The sequence below is a fragment of the uncultured Nocardioides sp. genome, assembly GCF_947488025.1.
GTDB lineage: Bacteria > Actinomycetota > Actinomycetes > Propionibacteriales > Nocardioidaceae > Nocardioides.
On record NZ_CANKYS010000002.1, the window covers coordinates 340333 to 366334 of the forward strand.

General features: G+C 70.7%; 22 protein-coding genes. 6 read left to right on the forward strand and 16 right to left on the reverse strand.

The annotated features are described in order from the left end of the window. Window positions 1-47: 47 nt before the first annotated feature. Both Q1B24_RS05050 and ptsP read right to left on the reverse strand, forming a co-directional pair. Window positions 48-1784: an alcohol dehydrogenase catalytic domain-containing protein gene (locus tag Q1B24_RS05050; RefSeq protein WP_299924134.1), complete on the reverse strand. Its 1737-nt coding sequence runs from the start codon at window positions 1782-1784 to the stop codon at window positions 48-50. 55 nt (window positions 1785-1839) lie between these two features. Continuing rightward, complete coding sequence (gene ptsP / locus Q1B24_RS05055) at window positions 1840-3531, reverse strand: phosphoenolpyruvate--protein phosphotransferase (RefSeq protein ID WP_299924137.1); 1692 nt, start codon at window positions 3529-3531, stop codon at window positions 1840-1842. 103 nt (window positions 3532-3634) lie between these two features. Here ptsP and Q1B24_RS05060 point away from each other — a divergent pair, with 103 nt between their 5' ends. From Q1B24_RS05060 to Q1B24_RS05075, 4 genes are read left to right on the forward strand one after another with little or no spacing between them, the layout of a single operon-like run. Then, window positions 3635-4402, forward strand: a complete 768-nt coding sequence (locus Q1B24_RS05060; RefSeq protein WP_299924139.1) for a DeoR/GlpR family DNA-binding transcription regulator — start codon at window positions 3635-3637, stop codon at window positions 4400-4402. Beyond that, the gene (locus Q1B24_RS05065) at window positions 4399-5364 is read left to right on the forward strand and encodes a 1-phosphofructokinase family hexose kinase (protein WP_299924142.1); all 966 of its coding nucleotides are present in this window, start codon (window positions 4399-4401) and stop codon (window positions 5362-5364) included. The genes Q1B24_RS05060 and Q1B24_RS05065 overlap by 4 nt, the downstream gene beginning before the upstream one ends. After that, on the forward strand, window positions 5361-7502 hold the full coding sequence (locus Q1B24_RS05070; RefSeq protein WP_299924144.1) for a fructose-specific PTS transporter subunit EIIC: 2142 nt from the start codon (window positions 5361-5363) through the stop codon (window positions 7500-7502). Before Q1B24_RS05065 ends, Q1B24_RS05070 begins: the two co-directional genes overlap by 4 nt. Before the next feature lie 48 nt (window positions 7503-7550). Further along, entirely contained in the window at window positions 7551-7793 is a 243-nt protein-coding gene (locus tag Q1B24_RS05075) for an HPr family phosphocarrier protein (RefSeq protein ID WP_299924146.1), read from the forward strand. A 102-nt stretch (window positions 7794-7895) separates the two neighbouring features. On the opposite strand, the gene Q1B24_RS05080 is transcribed toward Q1B24_RS05075, so the two are convergent. The 8 genes from Q1B24_RS05080 to rimP all read right to left on the reverse strand — a co-directional run bounded on the left by Q1B24_RS05080 (window position 7896) and on the right by rimP (window position 16232). Then, entirely contained in the window at window positions 7896-8876 is a 981-nt protein-coding gene (locus Q1B24_RS05080; RefSeq protein ID WP_299924149.1) for a hypothetical protein, read from the reverse strand. Beyond that, entirely contained in the window at window positions 8873-9808 is a 936-nt protein-coding gene (locus tag Q1B24_RS05085) for a bifunctional riboflavin kinase/FAD synthetase (RefSeq protein ID WP_299924152.1), read from the reverse strand. Before Q1B24_RS05085 ends, Q1B24_RS05080 begins: the two co-directional genes overlap by 4 nt. 21 nt (window positions 9809-9829) lie before the next feature. Further along, on the reverse strand, window positions 9830-10687 hold the full coding sequence (gene truB / locus Q1B24_RS05090) for a tRNA pseudouridine(55) synthase TruB (RefSeq protein ID WP_299924155.1): 858 nt from the start codon (window positions 10685-10687) through the stop codon (window positions 9830-9832). Further along, window positions 10687-11184, reverse strand: coding sequence for a 30S ribosome-binding factor RbfA (rbfA, locus tag Q1B24_RS05095; protein WP_299924158.1), 498 nt, complete (start codon window positions 11182-11184; stop codon window positions 10687-10689). Before rbfA ends, truB begins: the two co-directional genes overlap by 1 nt. Window positions 11185-11318: 134 nt before the next feature. Further along, complete coding sequence (gene infB / locus Q1B24_RS05100; RefSeq protein WP_299924160.1) at window positions 11319-14141, reverse strand: translation initiation factor IF-2; 2823 nt, start codon at window positions 14139-14141, stop codon at window positions 11319-11321. Window positions 14142-14241: 100 nt separating this feature from the next. Then, window positions 14242-14589, reverse strand: coding sequence for a YlxR family protein (locus Q1B24_RS05105; protein WP_299924163.1), 348 nt, complete (start codon window positions 14587-14589; stop codon window positions 14242-14244). A 132-nt stretch (window positions 14590-14721) separates the two neighbouring features. Then, window positions 14722-15717 carry a transcription termination factor NusA gene (gene nusA, locus Q1B24_RS05110; RefSeq protein ID WP_299924166.1) on the reverse strand — a complete coding sequence of 332 codons (996 nt, stop codon included), beginning with the start codon at window positions 15715-15717 and terminating at the stop codon, window positions 14722-14724. Then, window positions 15717-16232: a ribosome maturation factor RimP gene (gene rimP / locus Q1B24_RS05115; RefSeq protein WP_299924169.1), complete on the reverse strand. Its 516-nt coding sequence runs from the start codon at window positions 16230-16232 to the stop codon at window positions 15717-15719. The genes nusA and rimP overlap by 1 nt, the downstream gene beginning before the upstream one ends. 116 nt (window positions 16233-16348) lie before the next feature. Between rimP and Q1B24_RS05120 the strand changes: the two genes are divergently transcribed. Beyond that, window positions 16349-16864, forward strand: a complete 516-nt coding sequence (locus Q1B24_RS05120; RefSeq protein WP_299924172.1) for a hypothetical protein — start codon at window positions 16349-16351, stop codon at window positions 16862-16864. Beyond that, window positions 16861-17295: a ferritin-like domain-containing protein gene (locus Q1B24_RS05125; RefSeq protein WP_299924175.1), complete on the forward strand. Its 435-nt coding sequence runs from the start codon at window positions 16861-16863 to the stop codon at window positions 17293-17295. The genes Q1B24_RS05120 and Q1B24_RS05125 overlap by 4 nt, the downstream gene beginning before the upstream one ends. Before the next feature lie 225 nt (window positions 17296-17520). Here the strand turns inward: Q1B24_RS05125 and Q1B24_RS05130 are convergent, their stop codons facing one another. The 6 genes from Q1B24_RS05130 to Q1B24_RS05155 form a co-directional block, all read right to left on the reverse strand. Continuing rightward, the gene (locus Q1B24_RS05130; RefSeq protein ID WP_366916431.1) at window positions 17521-18261 is read right to left on the reverse strand and encodes an HAD family hydrolase; all 741 of its coding nucleotides are present in this window, start codon (window positions 18259-18261) and stop codon (window positions 17521-17523) included. Between the two features lie 59 nt (window positions 18262-18320). Then, window positions 18321-18758: a hypothetical protein gene (locus tag Q1B24_RS05135; RefSeq protein ID WP_299924181.1), complete on the reverse strand. Its 438-nt coding sequence runs from the start codon at window positions 18756-18758 to the stop codon at window positions 18321-18323. Further along, window positions 18755-21556, reverse strand: a complete 2802-nt coding sequence (locus Q1B24_RS05140; protein ID WP_299924184.1) for a hypothetical protein — start codon at window positions 21554-21556, stop codon at window positions 18755-18757. Before Q1B24_RS05140 ends, Q1B24_RS05135 begins: the two co-directional genes overlap by 4 nt. Then, a complete protein-coding gene (locus tag Q1B24_RS05145) occupies window positions 21553-23115 on the reverse strand; it encodes a hypothetical protein (RefSeq protein WP_299924187.1) in 1563 nt (520 codons plus the stop codon). Before Q1B24_RS05145 ends, Q1B24_RS05140 begins: the two co-directional genes overlap by 4 nt. 155 nt (window positions 23116-23270) lie before the next feature. After that, window positions 23271-23924 (reverse strand): hypothetical protein, encoded by a 654-nt coding sequence (locus Q1B24_RS05150; RefSeq protein ID WP_299924190.1) that lies wholly within the window; start codon window positions 23922-23924, stop codon window positions 23271-23273. Window positions 23925-24157: 233 nt separating this feature from the next. Continuing rightward, complete coding sequence (locus Q1B24_RS05155; RefSeq protein WP_299924193.1) at window positions 24158-25936, reverse strand: proline--tRNA ligase; 1779 nt, start codon at window positions 25934-25936, stop codon at window positions 24158-24160. Window positions 25937-26002 lie beyond the last annotated feature (66 nt).

The following is a 26002-nucleotide window of genomic DNA, read 5'->3' on the forward strand; positions in this document are numbered from 1 at the left end:
CACGATTGGTGCCCGACCGTGTGGTTTTTACCCAGCGGGCCCGCGACTCAGCCGCTCAGCTGACTGTCGAACAGCGCCTTCTCCACCTCGCCGTTCCACGTGCCGCCGGGTCCGAGCTTCGCGGCGACGTCCGGCAGCTCCTCCCTCAGCTCGTCGAGCCCCATCAGGGGGAGGTCGTGGATCTGGGGAAAGATCAGGACCTTGCCGGAGTAGCTTCCGTCGATCAGCGCCTGGAGGCCGTCCTTGGCCGCCCGCATGCCTCCGACGGCGCCGACGATGGAGCCCGGCGAGAGGTCGCCCCGGTTGGCCAGGTCCACCACCTGCTGCTGGTCGTGGATCGTCAGTCCCGACGTCCCGGTGTACTGGGCGTTGTCCAGGTAGACCGCGCTCAGGTTCAGCGGTGCCAGCGTGCCGTTGGGGACACCGGCGAAGAAGACCAGCATGCCGTCGGCGTTCATCACGGTGTCGGCCTCGGCCATCACGTCTGCGATGGGGACGCTGACCACCACGTCGTCGGCCCCCTGGTCGTCGGTGATCCGCATGACGAAGTCGTGGAGGGACTCTTCCGCGGTCTGGGAGTTGAAGGTGAGCAGCTCGCAGTCGTTGCTCTCCGCCAGGTGGGCCAGACGGTCCTCGAGGCTCTTCAGGCGTTCGTCGCTCACCTCGGTGGCGACGATCGTGCGGGGACCGTCGGGCTGCTGGATGGCCCGCTGGAGGTGCATCAGTCCCATGGGGCCGCCGGCGCCCACGAAGACGGTGGTGCCCTGCGGACGCAGGTCACAGCGGTTGCGCGCCTCTCCGTAGGAGGAGGCGATGTCCGGACCCCGGCCACCGAGGTAGGCGGTGTAGTCGTAGTGCAGACGGCCCACGTCGGTGTCCACCAGGCCGTCCAGGGCGGTCTCGCCGACCATGTTGAGGGTGCCCCGCCGGGCGATGCGCTGTGCCACGGCTCCCACCGTCGCCGCCGAACGGGGATCGAGCATGACGATGTCGTCGAAGCCGGCGCCGACGGTCAGCTCGTCCGCCAGCGCCTGGAAGTCATCGACACCGATGCCGTTGCGTACGACCGTGGTGGCGGAGGTGCGCTCCACGAGCTCGGCCACCGAGGCCGGCACGTCGGTCATCACGATGGTGGCCGGAGCATCCAGGCCCGAGGAGAAGAGGTAGTCGCGCTCGTCGCCGGGACGGCCGATGATCCACATGGTCCCGCCGACCTTCGGCTCGAGGCGGCGACGCTGGGTATAGGCGGCCATCACGCAACCCCAGGGCTCCAGCGTGGAGGCCTCGGCGTACCCCATCGTGTCGGGGAGGGGCAGCAGGCATGCACCGTCGTCGGTGTCGAGCATCTCCGAACCCATGAGGTGGTACTGGATCAGACCGCCGGGGATGGTGTAGCCGTAGGCCGTGCTCTTCCCGTCCTGGTAGATGTCGGGCTGCACGGCCAGCCGCTGGCCGGCGTGGTAGCGGTCGGCGAGGTTGTCGCCGACCTCGATGACAGTGAGGCTCACCTCGTGCCCCAGCCGGGTGGGCTCCTTCGACAGGTCGCGGTCGTAGAGCTTGGGGTGGCTGCCGCCCTGGCGCATGATCTTCACGTCGGAGAAGCAGAGGCCCACGCTGTCGATGCGGACGAGCATGTGGTCGGCATCGGGCTCGGGGACGGGAAGCAGCTCGGGCTGGCCGTCCTTGCCCATGCTCTCCTCGCCCGCGCCGTAGAGGTTCCAGGCCCAGGAGCGCTCCGGCAGGTCGAGATCGGCCGCGCGGTAGCGGTCGTACGGTGATGTCATGCTTCCTCCGTGGTGAGGTGGACGTCGAGGTGGACGGTGGATCTGGGCCCGGGTCTCAGTGCCCGAGCAGCTCGCGGACCGCGGCGCGGGCGGCCATCGGGTCGGGTGCGCCGAGGGCGGCCTCGGCCGCGGCCTCGCAGGTCTCGAAGCTGACCTTGCCGAGCTGGGCGCCGACAGGGCGTACGGCGCGGGCGGCCATCGAGAGCGAGGAGATCCCCATCCCGATGAGCGCCGTGGCGAGCAGCGGGTCGGCGGCCGCCTCGCCGCAGACACCGACGGGCTTGCCGGCCTCGGTGCCGGCGTGGGCGGTGATCGCGATCAGCTGGAGCACGGCCGGCTGCCAGGGGTCGGTGAGGTGCGCGAGGTCGGTGGCCATGCGGTCGGCGGCCATGGCGTACTGGGTGAGGTCGTTGGTGCCGATGGACAGGAAGTCCACCACCTCGAGCATCCGGTGCGCGAGCAGCGCCGCGCTCGGGATCTCGACCATCACCCCGGCCTTCAACCCGCGCTCGCGGACCTTGGCGGCGAAGTCCGCCGCCTCGGCGACGGTGGCGACCATCGGCGCCATCACCCAGGTCTCGGTGCCGGTGCGCTCGGCCGCGGCGGCGATGCCGTCGAGCTGGCGGTCCATCAGGGCCGGGTTGCCGAAGCTGAGCCGCAGGCCGCGCACACCCAGGGCGGGGTTCTCCTCGCCCTCCTGCGTCGCGAAGGCGATCGGCTTGTCCGATCCCGCGTCGAGGGTGCGGACGACGACGTAGCGGCCGTCGGAGTAGGGAGAGAGGACCTCGGCGTAGATGTCGGCCTGCTCCTCGACGCTCGGCTCGTCCTTGCGGTTGAGGAAGCACAGCTCGGTGCGGAACAGGCCCACGCCCTGCACGGGCTCGCCACCCGCGGAGGCGGCGGAAGCACCGTCGGCGACGTTGGCGAGCAGCTTCACCGGCATCCCGTCGGAGGTCGCGGCGGGCCCGCTCCAGCTGGCGAGCTCCTCGCGCACGCGGCGGCTCTCCTCGACGCGCGAGCGTGCAGCATCCGGATCGGTGCCCTGCTCGATGGTGCCGGCCTCGCCGTCGACGACGACGAACGTGCCGGCCGGCAGCTCCATGACACCGGCCGCGCCGACGACGCACGGGATGCCGAGCTGGCGGGCGATGATGGCGGTGTGGCTGGTGGCGCCGCCGCGCTCGGTGACCAGGGCGGTGACCAGCTCGGGGTCGAGACCGGAGGTGTCACTGGGCGCGAGGTCCTCGGCGACCAGGATCGACGGCTCGCTCGGGGTGGGGACGCCGGGGGCCGGCTCGCCCACGAGGTGGGCGACCACGCGCCGCTCGATGTCGCGCAGGTCGGTGACCCGCTCGGCCATCAGGCCGCCCATGTTGGTGAAGATGGTGACGAACTGCTCGACGGCACCCTGAACCGCGGCGACGGGCCCCTGCCCGGCCTGCAGGTTCTTCGCGACGCCGGAGCGCAGGCCCTTGTCCTTCGCCAGGCCGGCGCTCGCGGTGAGCACCTCGGCCGCAGCACCCTGTGCGGACGCTGCCTTGCTGGAGAAGGTCTCCGCGACGACGGCCACCGCGTCGTCGTACGCCGCCAGCGCGGCGTCGGCGTCGGGGAAGTCGCCGTCGCCGAAGCGCGCGATCGCGTCCGGCGACACCTCGCCGTGCACGTGGAGGACCGGGCCGGCGGCGACGCCCGGCACCACCGGGGTCCCGCTGAGGGTGTTCGCGGGCGACTGCGCGGATGTGGTCATGGACACACCGTAAGACATCGCGTGGTTGACAAGCAACACATTCGGGACTAAAACAACACATACACAGATCACCCGGCGACGCCCGTGGAGGAGGACCGATCCGATGTACGCGGAAGAGCGCCAGCAGGCGATGGCCCACCTGATCAGTCGGCGCGGCCGGCTGTCGGTGGTCCAGCTGTCCGAGCAGTTCGAGGTCACCACCGAGACCGTGCGCCGCGACCTGTCCACGCTGGACCGGATGGGGCTGGTCCGCCGCGTCCACGGTGGCGCGGTGCCCGCCGGTTCGCTCACCGTCATCGAATCAGGCATCGGGGAGCGCGACCAGTCCAACACGCAGGCCAAGGAGGCCATCGCCAATGCCGCCGTCGCCCTGCTGCCACCGCCGGACTCGGTCGTCGTGATCGACGCGGGCACCACCACCGCGCGCTTCGCCGCCGCGCTCCCCCGCGACCACCGGCTCGTCGTCATCACGCACGCCGTGCCCGTCGCCACCCGCCTGGCCGGCCTGCCGCAGATCGAGCTCCACCTGCTGCCTGGCAAGGTCCGACCCACCACCCACGCCGCGGTCGGCGCGGAGACGGTCGCCGCCCTGGCGGACCTGCGGGCCGACGTCGCCTTCGTCGCCACCAACGGCCTCACCGTCGGGCACGGACTCACCACCCCCGACAGCGACGAGGCGGCCAGCAAGCGCGCGATGATCGCCTGCGCCCGCAAGACGGTGGTGCTCGCCGACTCCACCAAGATCGGCGTGGAGACGGCCGTGCGCTTCGCGACACTCGACAGCCTCGACGTGCTGGTCACCGACAGCGACGTGGAGCCGGCCGACCGACGCGCCCTCGAGGGCGCCGGGATCGAGGTGGTGGTCGCATGATCCTGACCCTGACCCCCAACCCCAGCATCGACCGCACGGTCGCCCTCGACGGCGAGCTGTCCCGCGGCCAGGTGCACCGGGTGGCGTCGGTGACCTCGCAGGCGGGCGGCAAGGGCGTCAACATCTCCCGCGCGGCCGTCAGCGCCGACATCCCCAGCATCGCCGTCGTACCCGCCGCCAAGGACGACGCCTTCGTCATCGAGCTGCTCGGCGCGGGCATCGACTGCCGGCCGGTGCGCCCGGCCGGCGACGTCCGCGTCAACCTCACCATCACCGAGCCCGACGGCACCACCACCAAGCTCAACTCCCCCGGTGCCGAGGTGCTCCCCCTCCACCTCGAGCTGATGGCCCAGGCCGTGCTGGTCCGTGCCTCCAGCGCCGACTGGACGGTCCTCGCCGGCTCCCTGCCCGCAGGGGCCCCGGCCGGCTTCTACGCCGAGCTCGTACGACGACTGCGCGAGGTGGGCGGTCGCGTGGCCGTCGACACCAGCGACGCCCCGCTCCAGGCGCTCGTCGACGCCCTGCCGCACTCGGCTCCCGACCTGATGAAGCCCAACGGCGAGGAGCTCGCCTCCTTCACCGGCGGCGACGCCGACGAGCTGGAGTCCGACCCCCGGGCGACGGCGGCGGCCGCCCGCCAGCTCATCGAGCGCGGCGTGGGCGCCGTGCTGGCCACCCTCGGCGGCAACGGTGCCGTGCTCGTGACGCCCGAGGGCGCCTGGCACGCGACCCCGCCCCCCACCACAGTCGTGAGCACCGTCGGTGCGGGCGACTCCAGCCTCTTCGGCTACCTGCTCGGCGACATCCGGGGCCTCCCTGCCCCGGAGCGCCTGGCACTGGCCGTCGCCTACGGCAGCGCCGCCGCAGGTCTCCCCGGCACCACCATCCCCCAGCCGTCCCAGCTCCGCACGGAGCTGGTCGGCGTCACCGCCCTGACCCCCTCACTGGGAGGCACAGCATGACCGCACTGATCACCACCGACCTCGTCCGCCTCGGCGCGGACTGGGGCCCGGACAAGCACGACGTCATCCGCGCCCTTGCCGGCGTCGTCGACGACGCCGGCCGGGCCACCGACAAGGACCAGCTCGTGGAGGACGCGTTCGCGCGCGAGTCCACCTCGGCGACCGGGCTGCCCGGTGGCATCGCGATCCCCCACTGCCGGACCGAGGGGGTCGAGGTCCCGACGCTCGCCTTCGCCCGGCTCGACCCGCCCGTCGACTTCGGCGCCAAGGACGGCCCCGCCGACCTGGCGTTCCTGATCGCCGCACCCGCCGGGGGCGACGCCGACCACCTCACCATCCTCACCAAGCTGGCCCGTGCACTGGTCAAGCCCGCCTTCACCGACGCACTGCGATCGGCGGAGTCGATCGAGGAGGTCGTCGATGTCGTCGCCCACGAGCTGGGCGAGCCGGCACCGGCGGCGAAGGCAGCCGCCCCGGCGTCGGGCGCGCCCTCCGGCGCGGCCGTTCCGGGCGGCGGGGAGACCACCGCGCCCGGCGAGGCCCCGAGCACCGCTGCTCCTGCCGCGACGGCCACCGCAGCTCCGGCCGCAGCGACGTCCCTCGTCGCGGTCACCGCCTGCCCGACCGGCATCGCCCACACCTACATGGCAGCCGAGGCGCTCGAGGCCGCGGCCGAGCGAGCCGGGGTCGACCTCCAGGTCGAGACCCAGGGCTCCGTGGGTGCGAAGCCGCTGCCGCACGACACGATCGCGCGCGCGGGCGCGGTGATCTTCGCCGTCGACGTCGGCGTCCGCGACCGCGGCCGGTTCGCCGGCAAGCCGATGGTGAGCTCGAGCGTGAAGCGCCCGATCGACGACGCCGACGCGATGATCGCGGAGGCCCTGCGCTACGCCGCCGATCCCGCGAGCGCGCCTCGCGTGGAGGGCGAGGCCTCGGGCGGCGACGGGGGCGGCGACGGGGCCGCGGAGTCATGGGGTGGTCGCGTCCGGCGGGTCCTGATGACCGGCGTGTCCTACATGATCCCCTTCGTGGCCGCGGGCGGTCTGCTCATCGCGCTCAGCTTTCTGCTCGGCGGCTACGAGATCGTCGGCCCCTACGGCGACATCGCGGTGAACTACGGGATCTTCAACCTCCCTGACCCCGAGGAGCTCGGACTCGAGCACGCGCTGTTCAACTCCGGGCTGATGGCCTACCTGGGCGCGCTCTTCTTCATCATCGGCAAGACGGCCTTCGCGCTGTTCCTCCCCGCGTTGGCGGGCTACATCGCCTACGCCATCGCCGACCGCCCCGGCATCGCGCCGGGCTTCGTCCTGGGCGGGCTGTCCGCCAACCTCTTCAACGTGCAGACCTCCGACGGTGTCGCCTACCCGGCCACCGGGTTCATCGGCGCGATGATCGGTGGCACCCTGGCCGGCATCGCGGCGCACTGGATCGCGAGCTGGAAGGTGCCGACCTGGGCCCGCGGCCTGATGCCCGTCCTGGTGATCCCGCTGTTCGCATCGGTGCTGGCCGGCCTGGCGATGCTCATCGTGCTCGGCAGGCCGATCTCCTGGCTCATGGAGCAGCTCACCGAGGGGCTCAACTCGATGTCGGGAAGCAGCGCGATCCTGCTCGGGGTGGTCCTGGGCCTGATGATGGCCTTCGACATGGGCGGTCCGCTCAACAAGGTCGCCTACACCTTCGCCGCCGTCGGTGTCGGCGGTGCGTCGCTGGCCAGCGACGCACCCGAGCTCCAGATCATGGCCGCGGTCATGCTGGCCGGCATGGTCCCGCCGATCGCCCTCGCCCTGGCCACCGTCGTACGCCCCGGACTGTTCAACGTCCCCGAGCGCGAGAACGGCAAGGCCGGCTGGCTCCTGGGTCTGTCGTTCATCACCGAGGGCGCCATCCCCTTCGCCGCGGCCGACCCGCTGCGCGTCATCCCGGGCATCATGGCGGGCAGCGCCGTCACGGGCGGGCTGTCGATGGCGATGGAGGTCGGGGTGCGCGCACCGCACGGAGGGATCTTCGTGCTGTTCGCCGTCGAGAACGTCCTGGGCTACCTGATCGCCCTGGTCGCCGGTGTCATCGTCGGTGCCATCGCCGTCATCGCCCTCAAGTCGATGGGCTCCAGCGACGCCGACGTCGCGACCGTCTGACCCCTCCACCCGTCCGCAGCAGCCCGACCAACCCACCCAAGGAGAACCATGCCCAGCAAGTCAGTCGTCGTCGGTTCCGCCGTCGGCCTCCACGCCCGTCCCGCCGCGCTCATCGCCGAGAAGGCCGCCGAGCTCGGCTCGGAGGTGACGATCAACGGCGTGGACGCCAGCTCCTCGCTGATGATCATGACCCTCGGCGCCGGCAACGGCGACACGGTCGAGGTCGCCGGCGACGACCAGGCCGCCGTCGACACCATCGCCGCCCTGGTCGAGCAGGACCTCGACGCGTGAGCTGAGGCCCGTCAGAGCACCGCGTGGGCGGTGCGTGGGACATGTTCCGGCCCGCCGGGATGCTGTCTCACGCACCGCCCACGTGCGCGTGCGGGTCGTACGTCAGGCGCGCTCGCGCGTCGCCAGGTAGACCGCGCGCATCCCGACGGCCCGCTCGAGCTGGCTCTCCACGACGGAGAAGAACTGGCGCCGGTAGGTGTCGTCGGTGACGGCCGAGACGGTGAAGTAGAAGCCGCTGAACGAGGCCAGGAACAGCGACACCTTCACCAGCGAGAGCGACACGTGGGACAGGAAGGGCGCCTCCCCGACCGACTTGGCCCCGGTCCACGCGAGCTGGGTCTCGGTCTCCATCACCAGCGACCCGAACAGCATGAAGAACACGAAGACGGTCACCGCGAGCAGCAGCACCTGGACGGACTGGATGACCAGCAGCACGAGGATCAGGTTCCACCGCTCGAAGCCCGAGACCTGGGCGTGCTCCTGCGGGTCGATCCGCGGGTCCGCCGCGACCTCGCGACTGGCTTGCTCCAGCGGCGTGCCGGCGCACGCGCGCACGATGAAGTCGTCGTCGACCTCGTCGTCCACGCGGTCGACCTCCTCGGGCAGCCGCACGAGCAGGAACAGCACCGCCAGGCCGAACATCAGCAGCACGGTGACCCACAGCAGCCCGAAGGGCAGGTTGGTGGTCATCTGCCAGGCCTCGGCGTTGACGAAGAGGAACGTCACGAAGACGAGCAGCAGCGGGAGCGCGCGCGAGGCCATCGGCACCAGGAAGCGCACGCTACCGAGGGTGCGGGACAGCGCGAAGCCCAGGATGGGCCCGGCGTGCAGCGCGGTCGCGGCGTACCAGAGCAGGGCGAGACCGGCGACCGACATCCACACCGCCGGCCCGGCGGCGTACGACGTCCCGGTGGCCCACGCCACGGCGGCGACGCCCGCGGCGAGCAGCGCGAGGACCAGGGCGAGCGACACCAGGCGGCGGGGTCGCAGCCCGGCCCGAGCCGCGGCACGCTCCTCGGCGACGAAGTAGGGCAGGCCGTGGGCCAGGAACCACGCCTCGACGGCGGTCCGGTCCTTCGTCACGTGAGCAGGTCCCGCGCCCGGCGTACGTCGTCGTGCATGGTCTCGACGAGCGCCTCCATGCCCTCGAACTTCACCATGCCGCGCAGCCGGTCGACGAACGCCACCTCCACCTCGACGCCGTAGAGCTCGAGGTCGTCGCGGTCGAGGACGTAGGACTCCACGCGACGGTCGCGCTCGCCGTCGAAGGTCGGGTTGGTGCCGACGGAGATCGCGGCGGGATAGGTCTCCCCCGTGTCGAGGCGGGTCAGCCGGCCGGCGTAGACGCCGTCGGCCGGGGCGGCGTCGACCGGCGGGATTGGGACATTGGCCGTCGGGTAGCCCATCTCGCGGCCGCGCTTGTCCCCCTCGACCACGGTGCCGCGGACGGTGAACGGGCGGCCCAGCGCCTCGGCGGCGCCGGCGACGTCACCGGTGGCCAGGCACTGGCGTACGTAGGTCGAGCTCCACACCTGGGGCCCGCCGTCGAGCGCCACGCCGACGGTCTCGAAGTCGCGCGAGGCCCCTGCCTCGACCAGCGTGGCGACCTCGCCGGCCGCCTTGTTGCCGAAGCGGAAGTTGGAGCCGACCACGACCGCGCCGGCGTGCAGCGCGTCGACGAGGATCCGGTCGATGAACTCCTGCGGCGACCACGACGCGACCTCGCGGTCGAAGCCGACCACCAGGATCGCGTCGACGCCAGCGTCCTCGAGCAGCCGGGCCCGGGTGTGGATCGAGGTCAGCGTGGGCGGGGCGTGCTCGGGACGCAGCACCGCCATCGGGTGGGGGTCAAAGGTCACCGCCACCACCGTGTCGATGCCCAGCCGCGCGGCGCTGGTGCGCGCCTCGCGCAGCACGTGGGCGTGACCGAGGTGCACGCCGTCGAAGTTGCCGATGCTCACCACGGTGCGGCCGAGGTCGGCCGGCACGTCGTCGACGTCTCGCCAGATCTGCACCCGCGAAGCCTACTGGCGGGCTCAGACGAAGACGGCGACCGGGCGGGCCTGCTCGCCGCGCTGCTCGTAGAGCGCGAGGAACTCGCCGTCCGGCGCGAAGACCGCGTGGGGCCCCTCGCCGGGGAGGACGACGTCGAGACCGCGGCCGACGCGCACGTGGCCGGCCTGCTCGTCGTCGAGGTCGACCGAGGCGAAGCTCGCCCGGGCGGCGTCGGCGATCGGCAGCATCGAGAAGTCGTCGGCCAGCTGGTCGAGGGTGCGGGCGACCGAGAGGTCGAAGGGGCCGACTGCGGTGCGCCGCAGCGCGGTCAGGTGCCCGCCCACCCCGAGCGCCGCCCCGAGGTCACGGGCGATCGCGCGGATATAGGTGCCCGACGAGCACCGCACCGAGATGCGGACCTCGGGGAGCGCCACCTCGTGCACCACCAGCTCGTGGATGGTGACCGGGCGCGGCTTGAGCTCGACCTGCTCGCCGTCGCGCACCCGCGCGTAGGCCCGCTTGCCGTCGACCTTGATGGCGGAGACGGCAGTCGGCACCTGCTCGATGTGTCCGACGAACCGCGCCAGCTCGTCGCGTACGACGTCCTCCCGCACGCCGTCGACCGCGTGGGTCGCCGTGACCTCACCCTCCGCGTCGTCGGTCGTCGTCGAGACGCCGAGGCGGATCGTCGCGTCGTACGCCTTCTCCGTCAGCATGAGGTGGCCGAGCAGCCGGGTGGCGCGGTCGACACCGAGCACCAGGACGCCCGTGGCCATCGGGTCGAGCGTGCCGGCGTGGCCGACCTTGCGGGTGCCGGCGAGCCGGCGGACCCGGGCCACGACGTCGTGCGAGGTCATGCCGGGGGCCTTGTCGACGACGACGAGACCGGGGTCGACCATCAGGCGCGGTCATCCTCGTCGAAACCGAGGTCGGAGCCGTCGTCGAGCGCGACCTGCTCGTCGTCGTCGAGGTCGTCCTCGACCACGCGCGGCTTCTTGTAGGGGTCGGGCTCTCCGGCGTAGGCCTCGACGCGGCGGGCCGCGACCTCCTCGTCCAGCTGGCGGGCGCGCTCGAGCACCTCGTCGAGCGCGCGGGCGTTCTCGGGGAGGGCGTCGGGGATGAAGGTCAGCGACGGCACGATCCGCATGCCGAGCTGCTTGGCGACCTCGGAGCGGATCACGCCCTTGGCCGACTCGAGGGCGGCGGCGGTGCTGGCCAGCTCCTCCTCGGTGCCGAGCACTGTGTAGAAGATCGAGGCCTGCTGGGAGTCGCCGGTCACGCGGACGTCGGTGACGGTGACGAAGCCGAGGCGGGGGTCCTTGATCCGGCGCTCGAGCATCTCGGCGACGATCACCCGGATCCGGTCGGCGATCTTGCGCACGCGTGGGTTGGTCATGAACCTAGTCTCTCCTACTCGTGACCGGGCGCTTCATGCCCGTCACAGACGGTGACCGGGCGCTCCGTTCCCGGTGAAGGGGAACGAAGCGCCCGGTCGGTGACGCGGACGGGCACGAAGTGCCCGCTCGGTGATCAGGTGCGCGCGATCTCGCGCATCTCGAACGCCTCGACGATGTCGCCGATCTTGATGTCCTGGAAGTTCCGGAGCACCAGACCGCACTCGAAGCCCTCGCGGACCTCGGACGCGTCGTCCTTCTCGCGGCGCAGCGACGACAGGTCGAGGTTGTCGGCCACCACCGCTCCGTCGCGCAGGACCCGCACCTTGGCGTTGCGGCGGATGAGGCCGGAGGTGACCATGCAGCCCGCGATGTTGCCGGCCTTGGACGAGCGGAAGATCTCGCGGATCTCCGCCTGACCGAGGGTCGACTCCTCGTAGATGGGCTTGAGCATGCCCTTGAGGGCCGCCTCGATCTCCTCGATCGCCTGGTAGATGACCGAGTAGTAGCGGATCTCGACACCTTCCTTGTCGGCCATCTGGCTCGCCTTGCCCTGCGGGCGGACGTTGAAGCCGATGATGATGGCGTCGGAGGCGGCCGCGAGGTCGACGTTGGTCTCGGTGATCGCACCGACACCGCGGTCGATCACGCGGAGGGAGACCTCGTCGCCCACGTCGATCTGCGACAGCGCGTCCTCGAGCGCCTCGACCGAACCGGACACGTCGCCCTTGAGGATGAGGTTGAGCTCCTGGCTCTCGCCCTTCTCCATGGAGGCCATGAAGTCCTCGAGGCTGCGGCGCACGCGACGCTTGGCCTGCATGGCCGCCCGCTCGCGCGCCTCGCGCTTCTCGGCGATCTGGCGGGCCATGCGGTCGTCGTCGACGACGATGAAGTTCTGGCCCGCACCCGGCACCGCCGAGAGGCCCAGCACCATCGCCGGCCGCGACGGGTCGGCCTCGGTGATCTCCTGGCCGTGCTCGTCGAGCATGGCACGCACGCGACCGTGGGCCGGACCGGCCACGATCGAGTCGCCGACGCGGAGGGTTCCGCGCTGGACGAGCACCGTGGCGACCGGACCGCGACCGCGGTCGAGGTGTGCCTCGACCACGAGGCCCTGGGCGTCCTGGTCGGGGTTGGCGCGCAGGTCGAGCGACGCGTCGGCGGTCAGGACGACGGCCTCGAGCAGCTTGTCCAGGTTGAGCCCGGCCTTGGCCGAGACGTCGACGAACATCGCGTCGCCGCCGTACTCCTCGGGGATCAGGCCGTACTCGGTGAGCTGGCCGCGGACCTTCGTCGAGTCGGCCTCCGGCTTGTCGATCTTGTTGACCGCCACCACGATCGGCACGTTGGCCGCCTTGGCGTGGTTGAGCGCCTCGACCGTCTGCGGCATGACGCCGTCGTCGGCCGCGACGACCAGGATCGCGATGTCGGTGGCCTGGGCACCACGAGCACGCATGGCGGTGAACGCCTCGTGACCCGGGGTGTCGATGAGGGTGATGCGACGGTCGTCGCCGTCGACCTCGGTGTGGACCTGGTAGGCACCGATGTGCTGGGTGATGCCACCGGCCTCCTTGTCGACGACGTTGGCGTCACGCAGCGCGTCGAGGAGCTTGGTCTTTCCGTGGTCGACGTGACCCATGACCGTGACGACCGGCGGACGGACGACCAGGTCGGCCTCGTCGCCCTCGTCGGCGCCGAACTCGAGGTCGAACGTCTCGAGCAGCTCGCGGTCCTCGTCCTCCGGGGAGACGATCTGGACGACGTAGTTGAGCTCCTCGGCGAGCAGCTCGAACGTCTCGTCACCGACCGACTGGGTCGAGGTGACCATCTCGCCGAGCGAGAACAGCATCTGGACCAGGGCGGCCGCGTCGACGTTGATCTTCTCGGCGAAGTCGGTCAGCGACGCGCCGCGCGGCAGCCGCACGGTCTCGCCGTTGCCCTTGCGGACGCGCACGCCACCCAGGGTCGGGGCGTCCATGGCCTCGAACTCCTGGCGACGTGCCCGCTTCGACTTGCGACCACGACGCGACGGACCACCGGGGCGACCGAAGGCACCCTGGGTCTGGCCACGCTGGCCGGGACGACCGCCACCGGGACGACCGCCACCGGACGGGCCGAAGCCGCCGGGACGACCGGGGGCGCCACCGGGGCCACCGCCACCGGGACGACCCGGGGCACCGCCACGAGCGGGGGCACCCGGACGACCGGGGCCGCCACCGGGGCCACCACGGGCCGGACGTCCGCCCGGACCGTTGCCGAACGCGGCCGGGGACTTGGGCATCATCGCCGGGTTCGGACGCGGCATGCCGGGACGTCCCTCGCTGCCGCCGCCAGCGCCCGGGGGACGCGGCGGGCGGTTGTCGTCGCCACCGGTGCGCGGGGCAGGGCGCTGGCCCATGCCCTGGCTCGGGGCGAACGGGTTGTTGCCCGGGCGCGGTGCGCCGGGGCGACCGACCGGGCGGGGCGCCGGGCTCGGGGCCTTCGCGGCCGGGGCAGCGGGTGCCTCGGGCTCGGCCGGCGGAGCCTTGGGCTCGGCGGCAGGCGCCTTCGGACCGGGCTTGGGGCCGGGCCTGGCAGCGGGTGCTGCCGGCTCCGCGGGAGCCGCGGTCTCGGCGGCGGGTGCCTCGGCCGGTGCCTCGGCGGCAGCCGGGGCCGCAGGGGCCTCAGGCGCTTCCGGGGCCTCGGTCGCGGCGGGTGCCGGTGCGGGCTTGGGGCCGGGCTTGGGCGCGGCCTTCTTGGCGGCCGGCTTGTCGGCCGGCGCCGCGGTCTCGGCGGGCGCGGAGGCCGCTGCGGCCTTCAGCTCGTCGCCGTACTGCTTCTTGAAGCGCATCTCGACGGGCGGCTCGACAGTCGACGATGCCGACTTGACGAACTCCCCCATCTCCTTGAGCTTCTCGAGAACGAACTTGCTCTCGACTCCGAACTCCTTGGCGAGTTCGTGGACTCGGGTCTTTGCCACGGTTGTTTACTACTCCTTCTGGTCCGTGACCCCAGAAGGTGGAGGGGAAACGGAGCAGCTAGTGGGTGTGCACACTCATTACGAGTTACTCATCGAGTGCTCATGAGCTGTGTGCTCCAGTTTCTGGTCGGTGCTGCGGTGAATCGGACTGGTGGATCTCGGCGAGGTGGTCGGCCACCGGCGCCGTGCTGAGCCCCTCACCCGAGCGGAGGGCCCGGGGAAACGCTCGGCGTCGCACCGCGAGCTGCCAACACTCGGACGTGGGGTGCACGTGCGCCCCACGGCCTGGTGCCCGGCGGTCCGGATCGGGCACCAGGGCAGGTCTGCCCTCGACGTCCGAGCCTGCGACCACGCGGAGCAGCTCGCTCGCAGCGGCCTTCGCCCGACAACCCACACAGGTCCGGACGGGTCCGGGCGCAGAGGTGTCAGACGTGGTGGCCACTGGCATCCACTCTAGCCGGTGCGGCCAGTGGTTTACGAACTGGGCGCACGTGGCCTGGTTTCGACGCGCTCGTGCGACTTCGTGCCTCAGTCGCGTCGCTTGCTCAACCTGGTCGACCCCACACGCCGAGCTCGTTCCTCACTCGTCGTTGGTCGCTTCATCGGGGGCGGGAGCCTCGTCGGAGCGGATGTCGATGCGCCAGCCGGTGAGGCGGGCGGCGAGGCGGGCGTTCTGCCCCTCCTTGCCGATGGCGAGGGAGAGCTGGAAGTCGGGTACGACGACGCGGCACGAGCGCGCGGCCAGGTCGACGATCTCCACGGCAGTCACGCGGGCCGGCGAGAGGGCGTGCGCCACCAGCTCCGCCGGGTCCTCGGCCCAATCGACGATGTCGATCTTCTCGCCGTGCAGCTCGCTCATCACGTTGCGCACGCGCTGGCCCATCGGACCGATGCAGGCGCCCTTGGCGTTGACCCCGGGGACGGTGGAGTGCACGGCGATCTTGGTGCGGTGACCGGCCTCGCGGGCGATGGCGGCGACCTCGACGGTGCCGTCGGCGATCTCGGGGACCTCGAGGGCGAAGAGCCGCTTGACCAGCGTCGGGTGGGACCGGGACAGGGTGATCTGGGGGCCGCGCATCCCCTTGCGGACCGACGTCACCAGGCACTTGATGCGCTCGCCGTGGACGTACTTCTCCCCCGGCACGCGCTCGCTGATCGGCAGGATGGCCTCGAGCTTGCCCAGGTCGACCATGACGTCGTCGGGGTTGCGCCCCTGCTGGATGGTGCCCGAGATGATGTCGCCCTCCTTGCCGGAGAACTCGCCGAACGTCTTCTCGTCCTCGGCGTCGCGCAGCCGCTGGAGCATGACCTGCTTGGCGGTCGTCGCCGCGATGCGGCCGAACCCCTGGGGGGTGTCGTCGTACTCCGGCCCGGCCGTGCCGTCCTCGTCGAGCTCGCGCGCCCAGACGGTGACGTGACCGGTCTTGCGGTCCAGCTCGACCCGCGCGGGGTGCGAGGACTCGGTCGCGCGCTGGTAGGCGGTGAGCAGGGCCTGCTCGATGGCCTCGGCCAGCACCTCGAAGGAGATCTCCTTCTCCCGCTCCAGCATGCGCAGGATGCTCAGGTCGATGTCCATCAGTCGTCCTTCTCGTCGTGCTCGTCGTGCTTGTCGGTCTTGCCGGTCTTGCGGTTGAACTCGATCTGCACGAGCGCCTTGGCCACGTCGGCGTAGGCGACCTCGCGCTTCGTGCCGGAGACCTCGAGGGTCACCGAGTCCTCCGTGGAGGACAGGATGCGGCCGGTCAGGCTGGACCCGTCGGCGAGCGTGGCCTTGACGAGGCGGTCCTCGTTGCGCCGCCAGTGGCGCGGCAGGGTGAGGGGACGGTCGACGCCGCGCGAGGTCACCTCGAGCGTGTAGGGCATCTCGCCCATCACGTCGGACTCGTCGAGGACCCGGGAGACCTCGCGCGTCGCTTCGGCGACGTCGTCGAGGGTCACTCCGCCGTCCTTGTCGACGGCGACGCGCAGCACCCGGCGCTTGCCGGCGGGCGTCACCTCGACGGCCTCGACGTCGAGCGCCATCGCTCGCAAGGGGTCGACCAGCTCCGCCTCGATGCGGTCCCGGGTGGCGTCCTGGTGGGGGGTGCTCATCGGGTTGCGACCTCCTTGTGTAGTTGTCCGAGGACCACGATAGCCGCCATCGGGTGGGCCGCGACAAACACCGGCGGCCGGTCCGGACCGGCCAGCCGGGCGGATAGGGTCAGGGGGTGCCCGGACGCCCACTGACCCGTCGTACGACGGTGGGCGCGGCACTCGCCTCCCCGCTGGCGCTGGCCGCCTGCGACATCGACCCGCCCTCCCGCGCGGGCGGGACCGCGGCACCGACGCCGCCCCCGCCGGAGGACTCGGAGCTGGTGGCCGCGGTCGTCGCCGCGCTGGTCCGCGCCCGGTCGGTCGTGGAGGCGGCGACCCTCTCGGTGCCCGACCTGACGCCGCTGCTCGAACCGGTCGCGACCGCCCATGCCGCCCACCTCGAGGTGCTGGCCGGCGCGGTCGCCGACACCGACGTCCCCGCGCCGGCACCGCCGACGATCGCGGGCGACCGGGCCCGCGCGCTGGGCGTCGTACGCCGCTCGGAGCAGCGCCTGCTGCGCGAGGTGCGCCGCGGTTGCGTCGGCGCGGCCAGCGGCGACCTCGCCCGGGTGCTGGCCAGCATGGCCGCGTCCACCGCCCAGCACGGGGCTGCGCTCGCCGACCCGACTACCGGCGTGGAGGGTCCGTGACGGTCCTCGACGCCCTCCAGACGACGCTGGCCGACGAGCACGCCGCGCTCTACGCCTACGGGGTGCTCGGCGCGCGGACGTCGCAGGCGACCTCACCCGAGCTCTTCGAGACGATGACGGCCGGCTACCGCCGCCACCGGGCGCGCCGCGACCAGCTGCGGCTCATGGTGGGCGACGCCGGAGGGGACCCCGTCGCTGCCGACGCGGCCTACGACCTCGACGGTGCGCTGCTCCGTCCTCCACAGCTCGCCCGCGCCGCAGCGGAGCTCGAGGCAGGGAGCGTCGAGGTCCTCGTCGCGCTGGTGGCGCAGTCGAGCGGCTCCGTGCGCGAGTGGGCGCTCACCGAGGCGACGTGGTCCGCGGTCTGGCAGCTCCGTCTGGGCAGCACCGCCGAGACGTGGCCGGGAGCACCCGAGCTCGACCAGCCGTGAGACAGGGAAAGCGGCCCGCGGCCTCAGCCTTTGGGAAAGTCCCGAGATCTCTCCCAAAGGCCGAGGACGCGGACCGCTCCATGGGGTTGGTCAGCATCACCCTGTGTCGCCCAACCTGTGGGGGTGGTGGAGCGACATGCACAATCATGCATTCGATCCGGGCGATCCGAAAGCATGTACCGCTTGCATGTTCCTGCAACGCACGAAGTTGCAGAAATGTCACGCTCAGGAGGCGTCGAGACGCCGTACGACGGCGGGGATCTCGCTCAGCGAGGTGACCGTCGCGTCGGGCTCCCCCTCGGTGTGGCCGACCTGGTTGACGGGGATCGTGCTGTGCGGGACGTGGATCGCCCGGAGGCCGGCGTTGTGGGCACCCCACACGTCGTCGAACAGCCGGTCCCCCACGTAGACGCACGCCGCCGGGTCGCTCACCCCGACGGCCTCCATCGCGGCGCCGAAGGCGAGCGGGGACGGCTTCGTCCACGGGACCTCGCTCGTGTAGACGTCGCCGTCGACGAGGTCGTACACCCCGTCCCGCTCGAAGAAGCCGACGTGCCACTCGCGGGGCCAGACGGTGTTGGACAGCACGCCGACCTTGAGCCCGGTCGCGCGCAGCTCCTCCCACATCGGCCGCACCTCGGGATCGGTGAGCGTGTGCGGCTCCCAGAACTCGTAGTAGGCGCTCAACAGGTCGGGTTCGTGGTCGAGCCCCGCCTCGGCGAAGAGGTCGGAGATGGTGGCGCTCTGCTGGTGGTCGCGGCTGCGCCCCCACACGACGTCACCCGCGCGGTGCAGGCGCTCGGCGTGCGCGTGGTGGTCGTCGTCGGGCGAGGGCGTACGACGGACCGCCTCCGCGAGGGCCAGCGACTCGGCGTGGAAGTCCACGTCGTGCCACCGGGTCAGCGTGCCGCCCCAATTTCTATCCCTAGTCTGTCGGTGTCGAAAGTTAGTCTCCGGGCGTGCCACCCCACAGCCATGCCACAAGCGAGTGAGCCCTCCCCTTCCCGCCCGGCAGTTTGGCGGGTTCAGTCCGCCGACGGCACCGCGCTGAGCCCGACACGGCCTCCGCCCTGTGCCTGCTCCGTCCGGCGGACCGAGGTCTTGAGGTCGTCGAGTTCCAACGAGGTCTCCGCGAGGAGAAGGCGAAGAACTCGAATCTCTTCATCTCGTTGCGCGATTTCAGATTGCAGAGATTTCGCTTTTTCCTTTTGCTCGCGCAATTCTTTTTCGACGGAAATGAGTCGCGCCGACTTTCCCGTTTTCTTAGCGACGCCCGACTTGAACTGTGCCAGCAGGTCCTTGTGCTCGTAGAGATAGTCGCGGCGGAGGTTGGCGGCCTCCGCCAGGTCGGTGACCGTGGGCGGCTGACTGTCGGCAGTCACGCCCGACAGGATGCGTTCGATGGCATCCGCGATGGCTGCTCGTTCTGCGTCGTGGTCTCGTCGCACCCACTGTCGCGTCATGCTGAGTCTCCGTCCACGGGCTGGGTGAGGTGGTCGCCGATGAGGGTCTGCAACTGGTCCCGGCGCGCGGACAGTCGCTCCCGCAGGGGCTGTGGCGATGCCGGGTCGTTGAGGTCGGTCTCGACCTCGGCAAGGTCTGACTGGAGTGCTTCGATGTCGCGGTCGGTCCGGGCGATGTTGCGACAGGTGGCAACACAGCCAGGTAGGTCGGGAACGACACGGTCGTCCTCGGCACGGGGTTGGCACGCTGCGGTGAGCAGGTCGAAGACGCAGGTCATGCCGTCACCGTGGTGCACGTTGAGGTCTTCCGACTGGAGCAGGTTGCGAGCCTGCCGAGCGGCAGTGATGACCCGGCCCGCGAACGCACGCTTTGCGCCGCGCACCCGGCTGAGGTACTCGTCGGCGGCGGGGCCGGACACGGCCTCGCCGTTGGTCAGGCGCTGGTCGTCTTCGACTGCTTGGTCCACTGCCGCGAGTAGCCGCTCGACCGCGAGGTCATCGGTCCAGCCTGCGTCTGCGTAGCCCGCGTAGCCCATTGTGATGCCGGTGAACAGGTGCCCGTACTGGACTGCCGCTGCGGCAAGCCCCCGCGGACGCCGGACGATGAACCAGGCGAGCGTGCGACGAAACCGTGCGGCGTGGATGTGATGGTCGTCGGGCGGGATGGGTGGCTCGCCGCTACTGCCGTAGGTCTCGTTGATTGTGGCGATGAACTCACGGATGTCTTCGTTCATCGCGCCGCCTGCTCGGGAGTGGTGCTCGGCAGAGCGGTCCTGGCTGTTGTTGTAGGCGGGTGGGAAGAGGTAGTCGGTTGGGGACAGCGCTTCGAGCAGCGCGACGGTGTCAGCCACCGCCGGAGTGACTACCCATGGGACGCGGCGAAGTTCACCTTCGGCGATCTTGCCCCCATCGTCGGTCACGCCCTTCCACGCGAGTCCCCAGACCTTGATGATGCCGAGCCGGTCATCGCGTTCGATGCATCCGCGTTTGAGGTTGAGCACCTCTCCCGGCCGCATGCCGGACAGGTAGGCGATGACGACGAACGCGGCGGCGTGCACCATCTTGTTCCACGTCCACAGTTGCTGGCGGCTCAGCGGTTCGGAGGTCCACGTCGTGCCGTCCAGGTCGAGGGTGATGTCCCCGATTCCTTTGTGGGCCACGGGGAGTTGGCTGTCGAGGTACGGCTGGCGAAGGGCGGTGTTCCGGTACAGGGTCTCGGCCCGCAGCCCAGCCGCCAGCGAGACCTCTGCCCAGTTCGGGGTGCCGTCCGGCTTGCCGGGCAGCGTTCCGGCTTCACACTTCAGCCGCTCGATGTGCTCGGCGATCAGCCGAGCGGCCTCCTTCCTGGTCATCCGGGTTTGCCACTTGGGACCGGTCACCGGCCGCTTGATGACCTGATGCGCAGAAGGGTTGGCAGCGGCGACCGCCAGCAGGACCTGGAGTTGTGGCCCGACCTGCTCGACGAAAAGCAGGCACCACCGCAGCAGCGCCGTCATGGTGGCCTCGTTGATGCGCGGGGTCAGGTTGCCGCTTCGGTCACGCTTGGGTGCGTTGAGCAGGTCGTCCACGGACCTGCCGTCCCACGGCAAGGGGTTGCTCAGCCGCGCAGCCGGGGGCAGTCGGTGGGCGTGAGCGGCGAGCCGCTGCACGCACAGCAGCATCGGTCGCTTGACGCGCGCCTGCGCGGCCGGAACCACCGTCGTGACGTGATGCAGCCAGTCGTCAAGCAGGTCGTCGTTGACCTCGCTGAGTCGGGAGATGCCCTGGTCCGTGAGCCAGTGCGACAGTGCGGACAGTCCGATGACCTCGCTGTGGATGGTCTTCGGTGCGAGCCGCTTGACTGACGCACGAGCCAACCCCGGCAGGTCCTCCTCGGCGAGAAGGTCGACCAGCACCCGGTTGAACCGGCTCCGTTTGCCGAGTCGCGGCTTACTACTGCGCACGATCGCGATGGTGGGGTCGTCAGCGTCGATGGCGTCGGCGCGGAAGTGCTTCGCGGGCCACTTCATCGCTGTCCCCGCGTTGGCTCCGGTCAGCGCGACGAGCAGCGTCAGGAAGGCGGTGCACTCGTCGCGGTTGAGGTGGAGGCGTTCGGCGATGGCGCGAGGCGATTCTCCGCACGCCGTCGCGAGGTGCTGAGAGGGCATGCCATTGCGTCGCGCGTCGTCGAGGGCTGCCGCCAGTGCGGGGTCGTCTTCCGCTGCCAGTTCCCGGTCGCGGTACCGCTGCACGAGTGCCCGTGCCTCGGTAATACGCCGGTGGGCTGCCCTGATGTCCGATCGGGCGACTCGCTCGATGCGGCGCACGAGCGAGTCGTCGTAACTCTCAGTCACCCTGTGGGGCTCGGCGGGCAACGAGCGACCGATGAGCGCCTGTTTCGTGTCCTCGCTGAACGCACCATGTCTTGCGAGTAGCCGCAGGCTACTGAGGTAGTTGCGAGCGGCCTTGGCGTCGTGCGACAGACGGAACGCGCTGATGTCGGCGGGGGTGATGTCGCTCGCCTGGTTGGGTCGTCGTCCGTTGTCGACGAGGGACGCAATCAACGCAGCCACGGCGCTGCGGAGCGTGCCCGCCGACGGCACGGTGCGGCGGGTCCCGCCGGGCCCTGTGGCGCGCTCGAAGGCGTCAGCGAACGCCACCTGCACGGCTTCCGAGCAGTCGAGCGAACCGAAGTTGAAGACCTTCCGGTCCTGACCATCTTCGCTGAGGAACAGCACCGTGGTAGGGCTAGTGCGGCGCGTCTCTGGCCGCCAGCCGGGCTCGGGCAGTTCGGCGTAGCGGCCTGGCGTCGTGCTCACGCGTTCATCCCCTCTCGACCTGGTCGGACAAGGTCGAGTGCAGCGTGGACCCGTGGGTCGTGCTCAGCCACAGCAGACAGTCGCTCAGTGAGGACCTCGCGTTCGTCGGGGTCGATGAGCGCGAGCATGGCGTCGATGTGGACCTCTTGGAACGGCGCGAGGTAGTAGCGCCGGGTCGTGTTGGGGTCGCTGTGGCGAAGCAGCGTCGCGATCAGAAACCATGTGTCCCCGAACTGCGCTCGGTAGTCACGCCGTTCGTCATCCGTGAGGTGTTGCAGGCGAAGGTGGTAGGTGGACTCGAAAAAGCAGAACCACTTGAACGCGAAACTGTGGCGCAGCATGTGCGGGGTGCACCACAGCCCGTCGGCTGCCACACCGGCCTTGGCAAGGGTGCGCGCCATCCTCGCGCTGGCCTCGTTGAAGATGCTGTTCCATCGCTTCAAGGTCAGCGGCTCGCCGTCAGCCCCGAGCCAAACCCACAGCGGCTCCCAGCCGTCGGGGCCTTGGATGAACATGCGCTGCCGGTCTTCGATGGTGCACAGGTCGAGGCTGACCCACGTGCGGTCGCCCGTCTTGACCTGACGGCTGGCTGGCCGGAAGTCCAGTACGTCGATGCGCCCGGCTACGCGGTCGTAGGCACCAGAGCGCTGTCCGCGCGCCACCGACTCACGCCGGGACCCGTCCTCGATGTAGGTGTGGATGCGACGCAGGTCCTGTCGCTCGATGAGGACCTTCCGGTAGGTGCGCTCGCCCTTGGCGACCTTCTGTCCGAGGGTCAAGCGGTTGTACCGTCGTCCAGCCTCCGGGTGCGGAAGTTCGAGGGTCAGCAGGCTGGCCCACTCACGTCGGCGGCACCCTGATCCATACATGCCGTCAGCGAAGGCATGGTTCCGGTCCTCGAACTGAAGTCCCAATCCGCCGCGTGGGAGGTTGTCGAGGCTGAACCCGCGAAGGCCCATGTTGCGCCACTGAGCGTAGGCGGCAGGGGTTAGCCAGCGGACGTTCGAGACGTTCTGACCGCCAGGGCTCAGACCGTCGCGAAGCAAGTCGTCCACGGCGTCGCCGCGCCTATCCTCCAGTCGGGCGATGTCCTCGATGCCGAGTGCTCGACGATGGTCGGGATCAATACCGATGTGGCGGTAGAAGTGGGTCAACGCTGCCTTGTCTGCGGACCATGACCCCTCGCGCACACGTCGACTATTTCGATTATCAGTTATGCGCCATTCCTTGAAAGCGGCGAGCGTCTCGAAATCGGCGGAATCCCACCGCTCGTCGATTCGCGTCAGGAAGTTGAGCCACAAGCGCAGGCTCTGCAGGTACCGGTCCTGACTTGTGGCAGCGAGTTTCCGAAATGCATCCCCGCGCAGGTACCGGAGAATCATCACGTCCACTCCGCCATTGGGGTCGACCAAAACCGGTGTGCCGTCCACGGCCTTGTTTCGGCGCGCCAGTTCCACGAGCGAGTCCGCACCGAGGACCGCAGGCAGGTCTAGCGAGGGACGACGGAAGTCGTGGCGTTCGAGGGCCCACCCTCGTGCGGCATGGCTGTGAGATGGCACGTCCGAAGGCTAACTTTCGACACCGACAGATGTGACTGAACCCAGTCGAAGATGACCGCCTCGATGCGCGTGTGAGCCATGGGCGCGAACCTATCGGGGGCAAGCAGCGGGATCGTGGAGGATCTGAGCCACCAGGTGACCCGGATCCTCCACGATCACGCGTTGATCGTGTCGGCGTCGGACCACAGGGATCCGTCGACCGGCCACGGCAGGACCTCGAGACGGTCGTCGGCGAGCAGGTCGTCGACGAGGGCTCGGCTGCCGCCCACCAGGGTCGAGTCGAGATCCATGACGCTCGAGGTCGCCCAGGCGTGGTCGGCTGGCCACCACGCGCTTGGCGACTGCCACTGGTGCGGAGCCCACATCTCGAACTGCTCGTCAGGCGTGGGTGGGCGCCCACCATCGACGACCGTGCTGACGCCGGTCGGCGTGCCGAGGGCGTACGCAAGGGCCGGGGCCTCTGCACACAGCGTCGGCACGTCGGCCAGCGGCCGGTCGAAGAGGTGGCACTCGCACGGAGTCATCGGGGCGGTCGGCATGCCGGACCACGCCGCCGGCCAGGTTCCGTAGCCCACCCAGAAACCTACGAACGTCCGCCCGGGCATCGCGGTGTACCGGCCGAGCACGTCGGCCAGCGCCTCGAGGTCGGGGCGCTCGAGGTTGCCGCGCGCCGGCGCCTCGCCCGGCCACAGCTCGGGGTCGGCACTTGCACCGCGGGGGTCCAGGTCGCGACCGCCGGCGATCCGGTGCCACTGCGCCTCTGGGTGCAGCGTCGTGCCGCACTCGGCCGCCACCTCCGACCAGCGCACGCGTGTCCCGTGTCGTCGCGGAGCCACGCCGGGTGCAGGACCCGCGCGTACGCCTCGAAGCCGCGCGGGATGATGAACCCGACGGCGGCCGGGGTGCCGTCGGGCCAGTCCGTCTCCCACCAGTCGGCCTCGCCGACGTCGGCGTCCGGACGGATCGCGACGAGGTGCTCGCGCCACGCTTCAAGGTCTCGTGACGGGACGTCGTCCCTCCTCGACCAGCGCACGCGGTGGACCTAGCTGCGGACGATCTCGGTGATCCGCGCGACCGCGGAGCCGACGGCGACGTCCTCGCGGTCGCCGGTGCGGCGGTCGCGGACCTCGACGTTGCCGTCGGCCAGGCCGCGGCCGACGGTGACGATCGTCGGCACGCCGATCAGCTCGGCGTCCTTGAACTTCACGCCGGGGCTGACCTTGCCGGTGCGGTCGTCGAGGAGCACCTCGACGCCCGCCGCTTTGAGGTCCTGGGCGAGCACCTCGGCGGCGGCGAAGATCGTCTCGTCCTTGCCGGCGGCGACGATGTGGACGTCGGCGGGGGCGACGTTGCGCGGCCAGCACAGGCCAATGTCGTCGAGCGTGCCCTCGGCGATGGCGGCCACGGCGCGCGAGGGGCCGATGCCGTAGGAGCCCATCGTGACGGTGACGAGCTTGCCGTTCTCGTCCAGCACCTTGAGCCCGAGCGCGTCGGCGTACTTGCGGCCGAGCTGGAAGATGTGGCCCATCTCGACTCCGCGGGCGGACTCGACGGTGCCCTCGCTGCAGTTGGGGCAGGCGTCGCCGTCGCGCACGTCGGCGGCCTCGATGGTGCCGTCGGGGGTGAAGTCACGGCCGACCACGAGGTCGAGCACGTGGGAGCCCGGGACGTTGGCGCCGGTGACCCAGCGGGTGCCCTCGGCGACCCGGGGGTCGACGAGGTAGCGGATCCCGGACTTGGACTCCTCCCCCAGCACCTCGGGGCCGATGTAGCCCTTAACCAGGGCGGGGTGCTTGGCCATCTCGGCCTCGTCCATCGCCTCGACCTCGATCGGCTCGAGCTGGCCCTCGAGTCGCTTCTGGTCGACCTCGCGGTCGCCGGGCACGCCGATCGCGAGCGGCTCGCGGGTGCCGTCGGGGTGCTTGAGGACGACCATCACGTTCTTGAGGGTGTCGCCCGCGGTCCAGGGACGGTCCTCGCGGGGGTGGGCCGCGTCGAGGTGGGCGACGAGGGTGTCGATGGTCGGCGTGTCGGGAGTGTCCTCGGCGTGCGCGGCGGGCGCGTCGTCGTACGGGAGCGCGGGCGGGGCCGGGACGGTGACGGCCTCGACGTTGGCGGCGTAGTCGCAGTGCGTGCAGCGGACGTAGGTGTCCTCGCCGACCTCGGCCTTGGCGAGGAACTCCTCGCTGGCCGAGCCGCCCATCGCGCCCGAGGTCGCCTTGACGATGACGTACTCGAAGCCGAGCCGGTCGAAGATCCGGATGTAGGCGTCGCGGTGCTTCTGGTAGGACTCCTCGAGCCCGGCGTCGTCGATGTCGAAGGAGTAGGAGTCCTTCATGATGAACTCGCGACCGCGCAGCAGGCCGGCGCGGGGCCGTGCCTCGTCGCGGTACTTGGTCTGGATCTGGTAGATCGAGAGCGGCAGGTCCTTGTAGGACGAGTAGAGGTCCTTCACGACCAGGGTGAACATCTCCTCGTGGGTGGGCCCGAGGAGGTAGTCGCCGCCCTTGCGGTCCTGGAGCCGGAAGATGTTGGGGCCGTAGTCGGCCCAGCGACCGGTGGCCTCGTAGGGCTCCTTGGGCAGCAGGGCGGGGAACGACAGCTCCTGCGCGCCCATGTCGTCCATCTCCTCGCGGATGATGTCCTCGATCTTGCGGAGCACCCGCAGGCCCAGCGGGAGCCAGGTGTAGATGCCGGGCGCCGCCCGGCGGATGTAGCCGGCGCGGACGAGCAGCCTGTGGCTCGGCACCTCGGCGTCGTTGGGGTCGTCGCGCAGGGTGCGCACGAACAGGGTCGACATGCGGAGGAGGCGGCCGGTCATGGGCGCAACGATAGGGGTGGGCCGTATGGCGTCGCGAACCAGATTCGTACGCCGGCCGCGCAACCA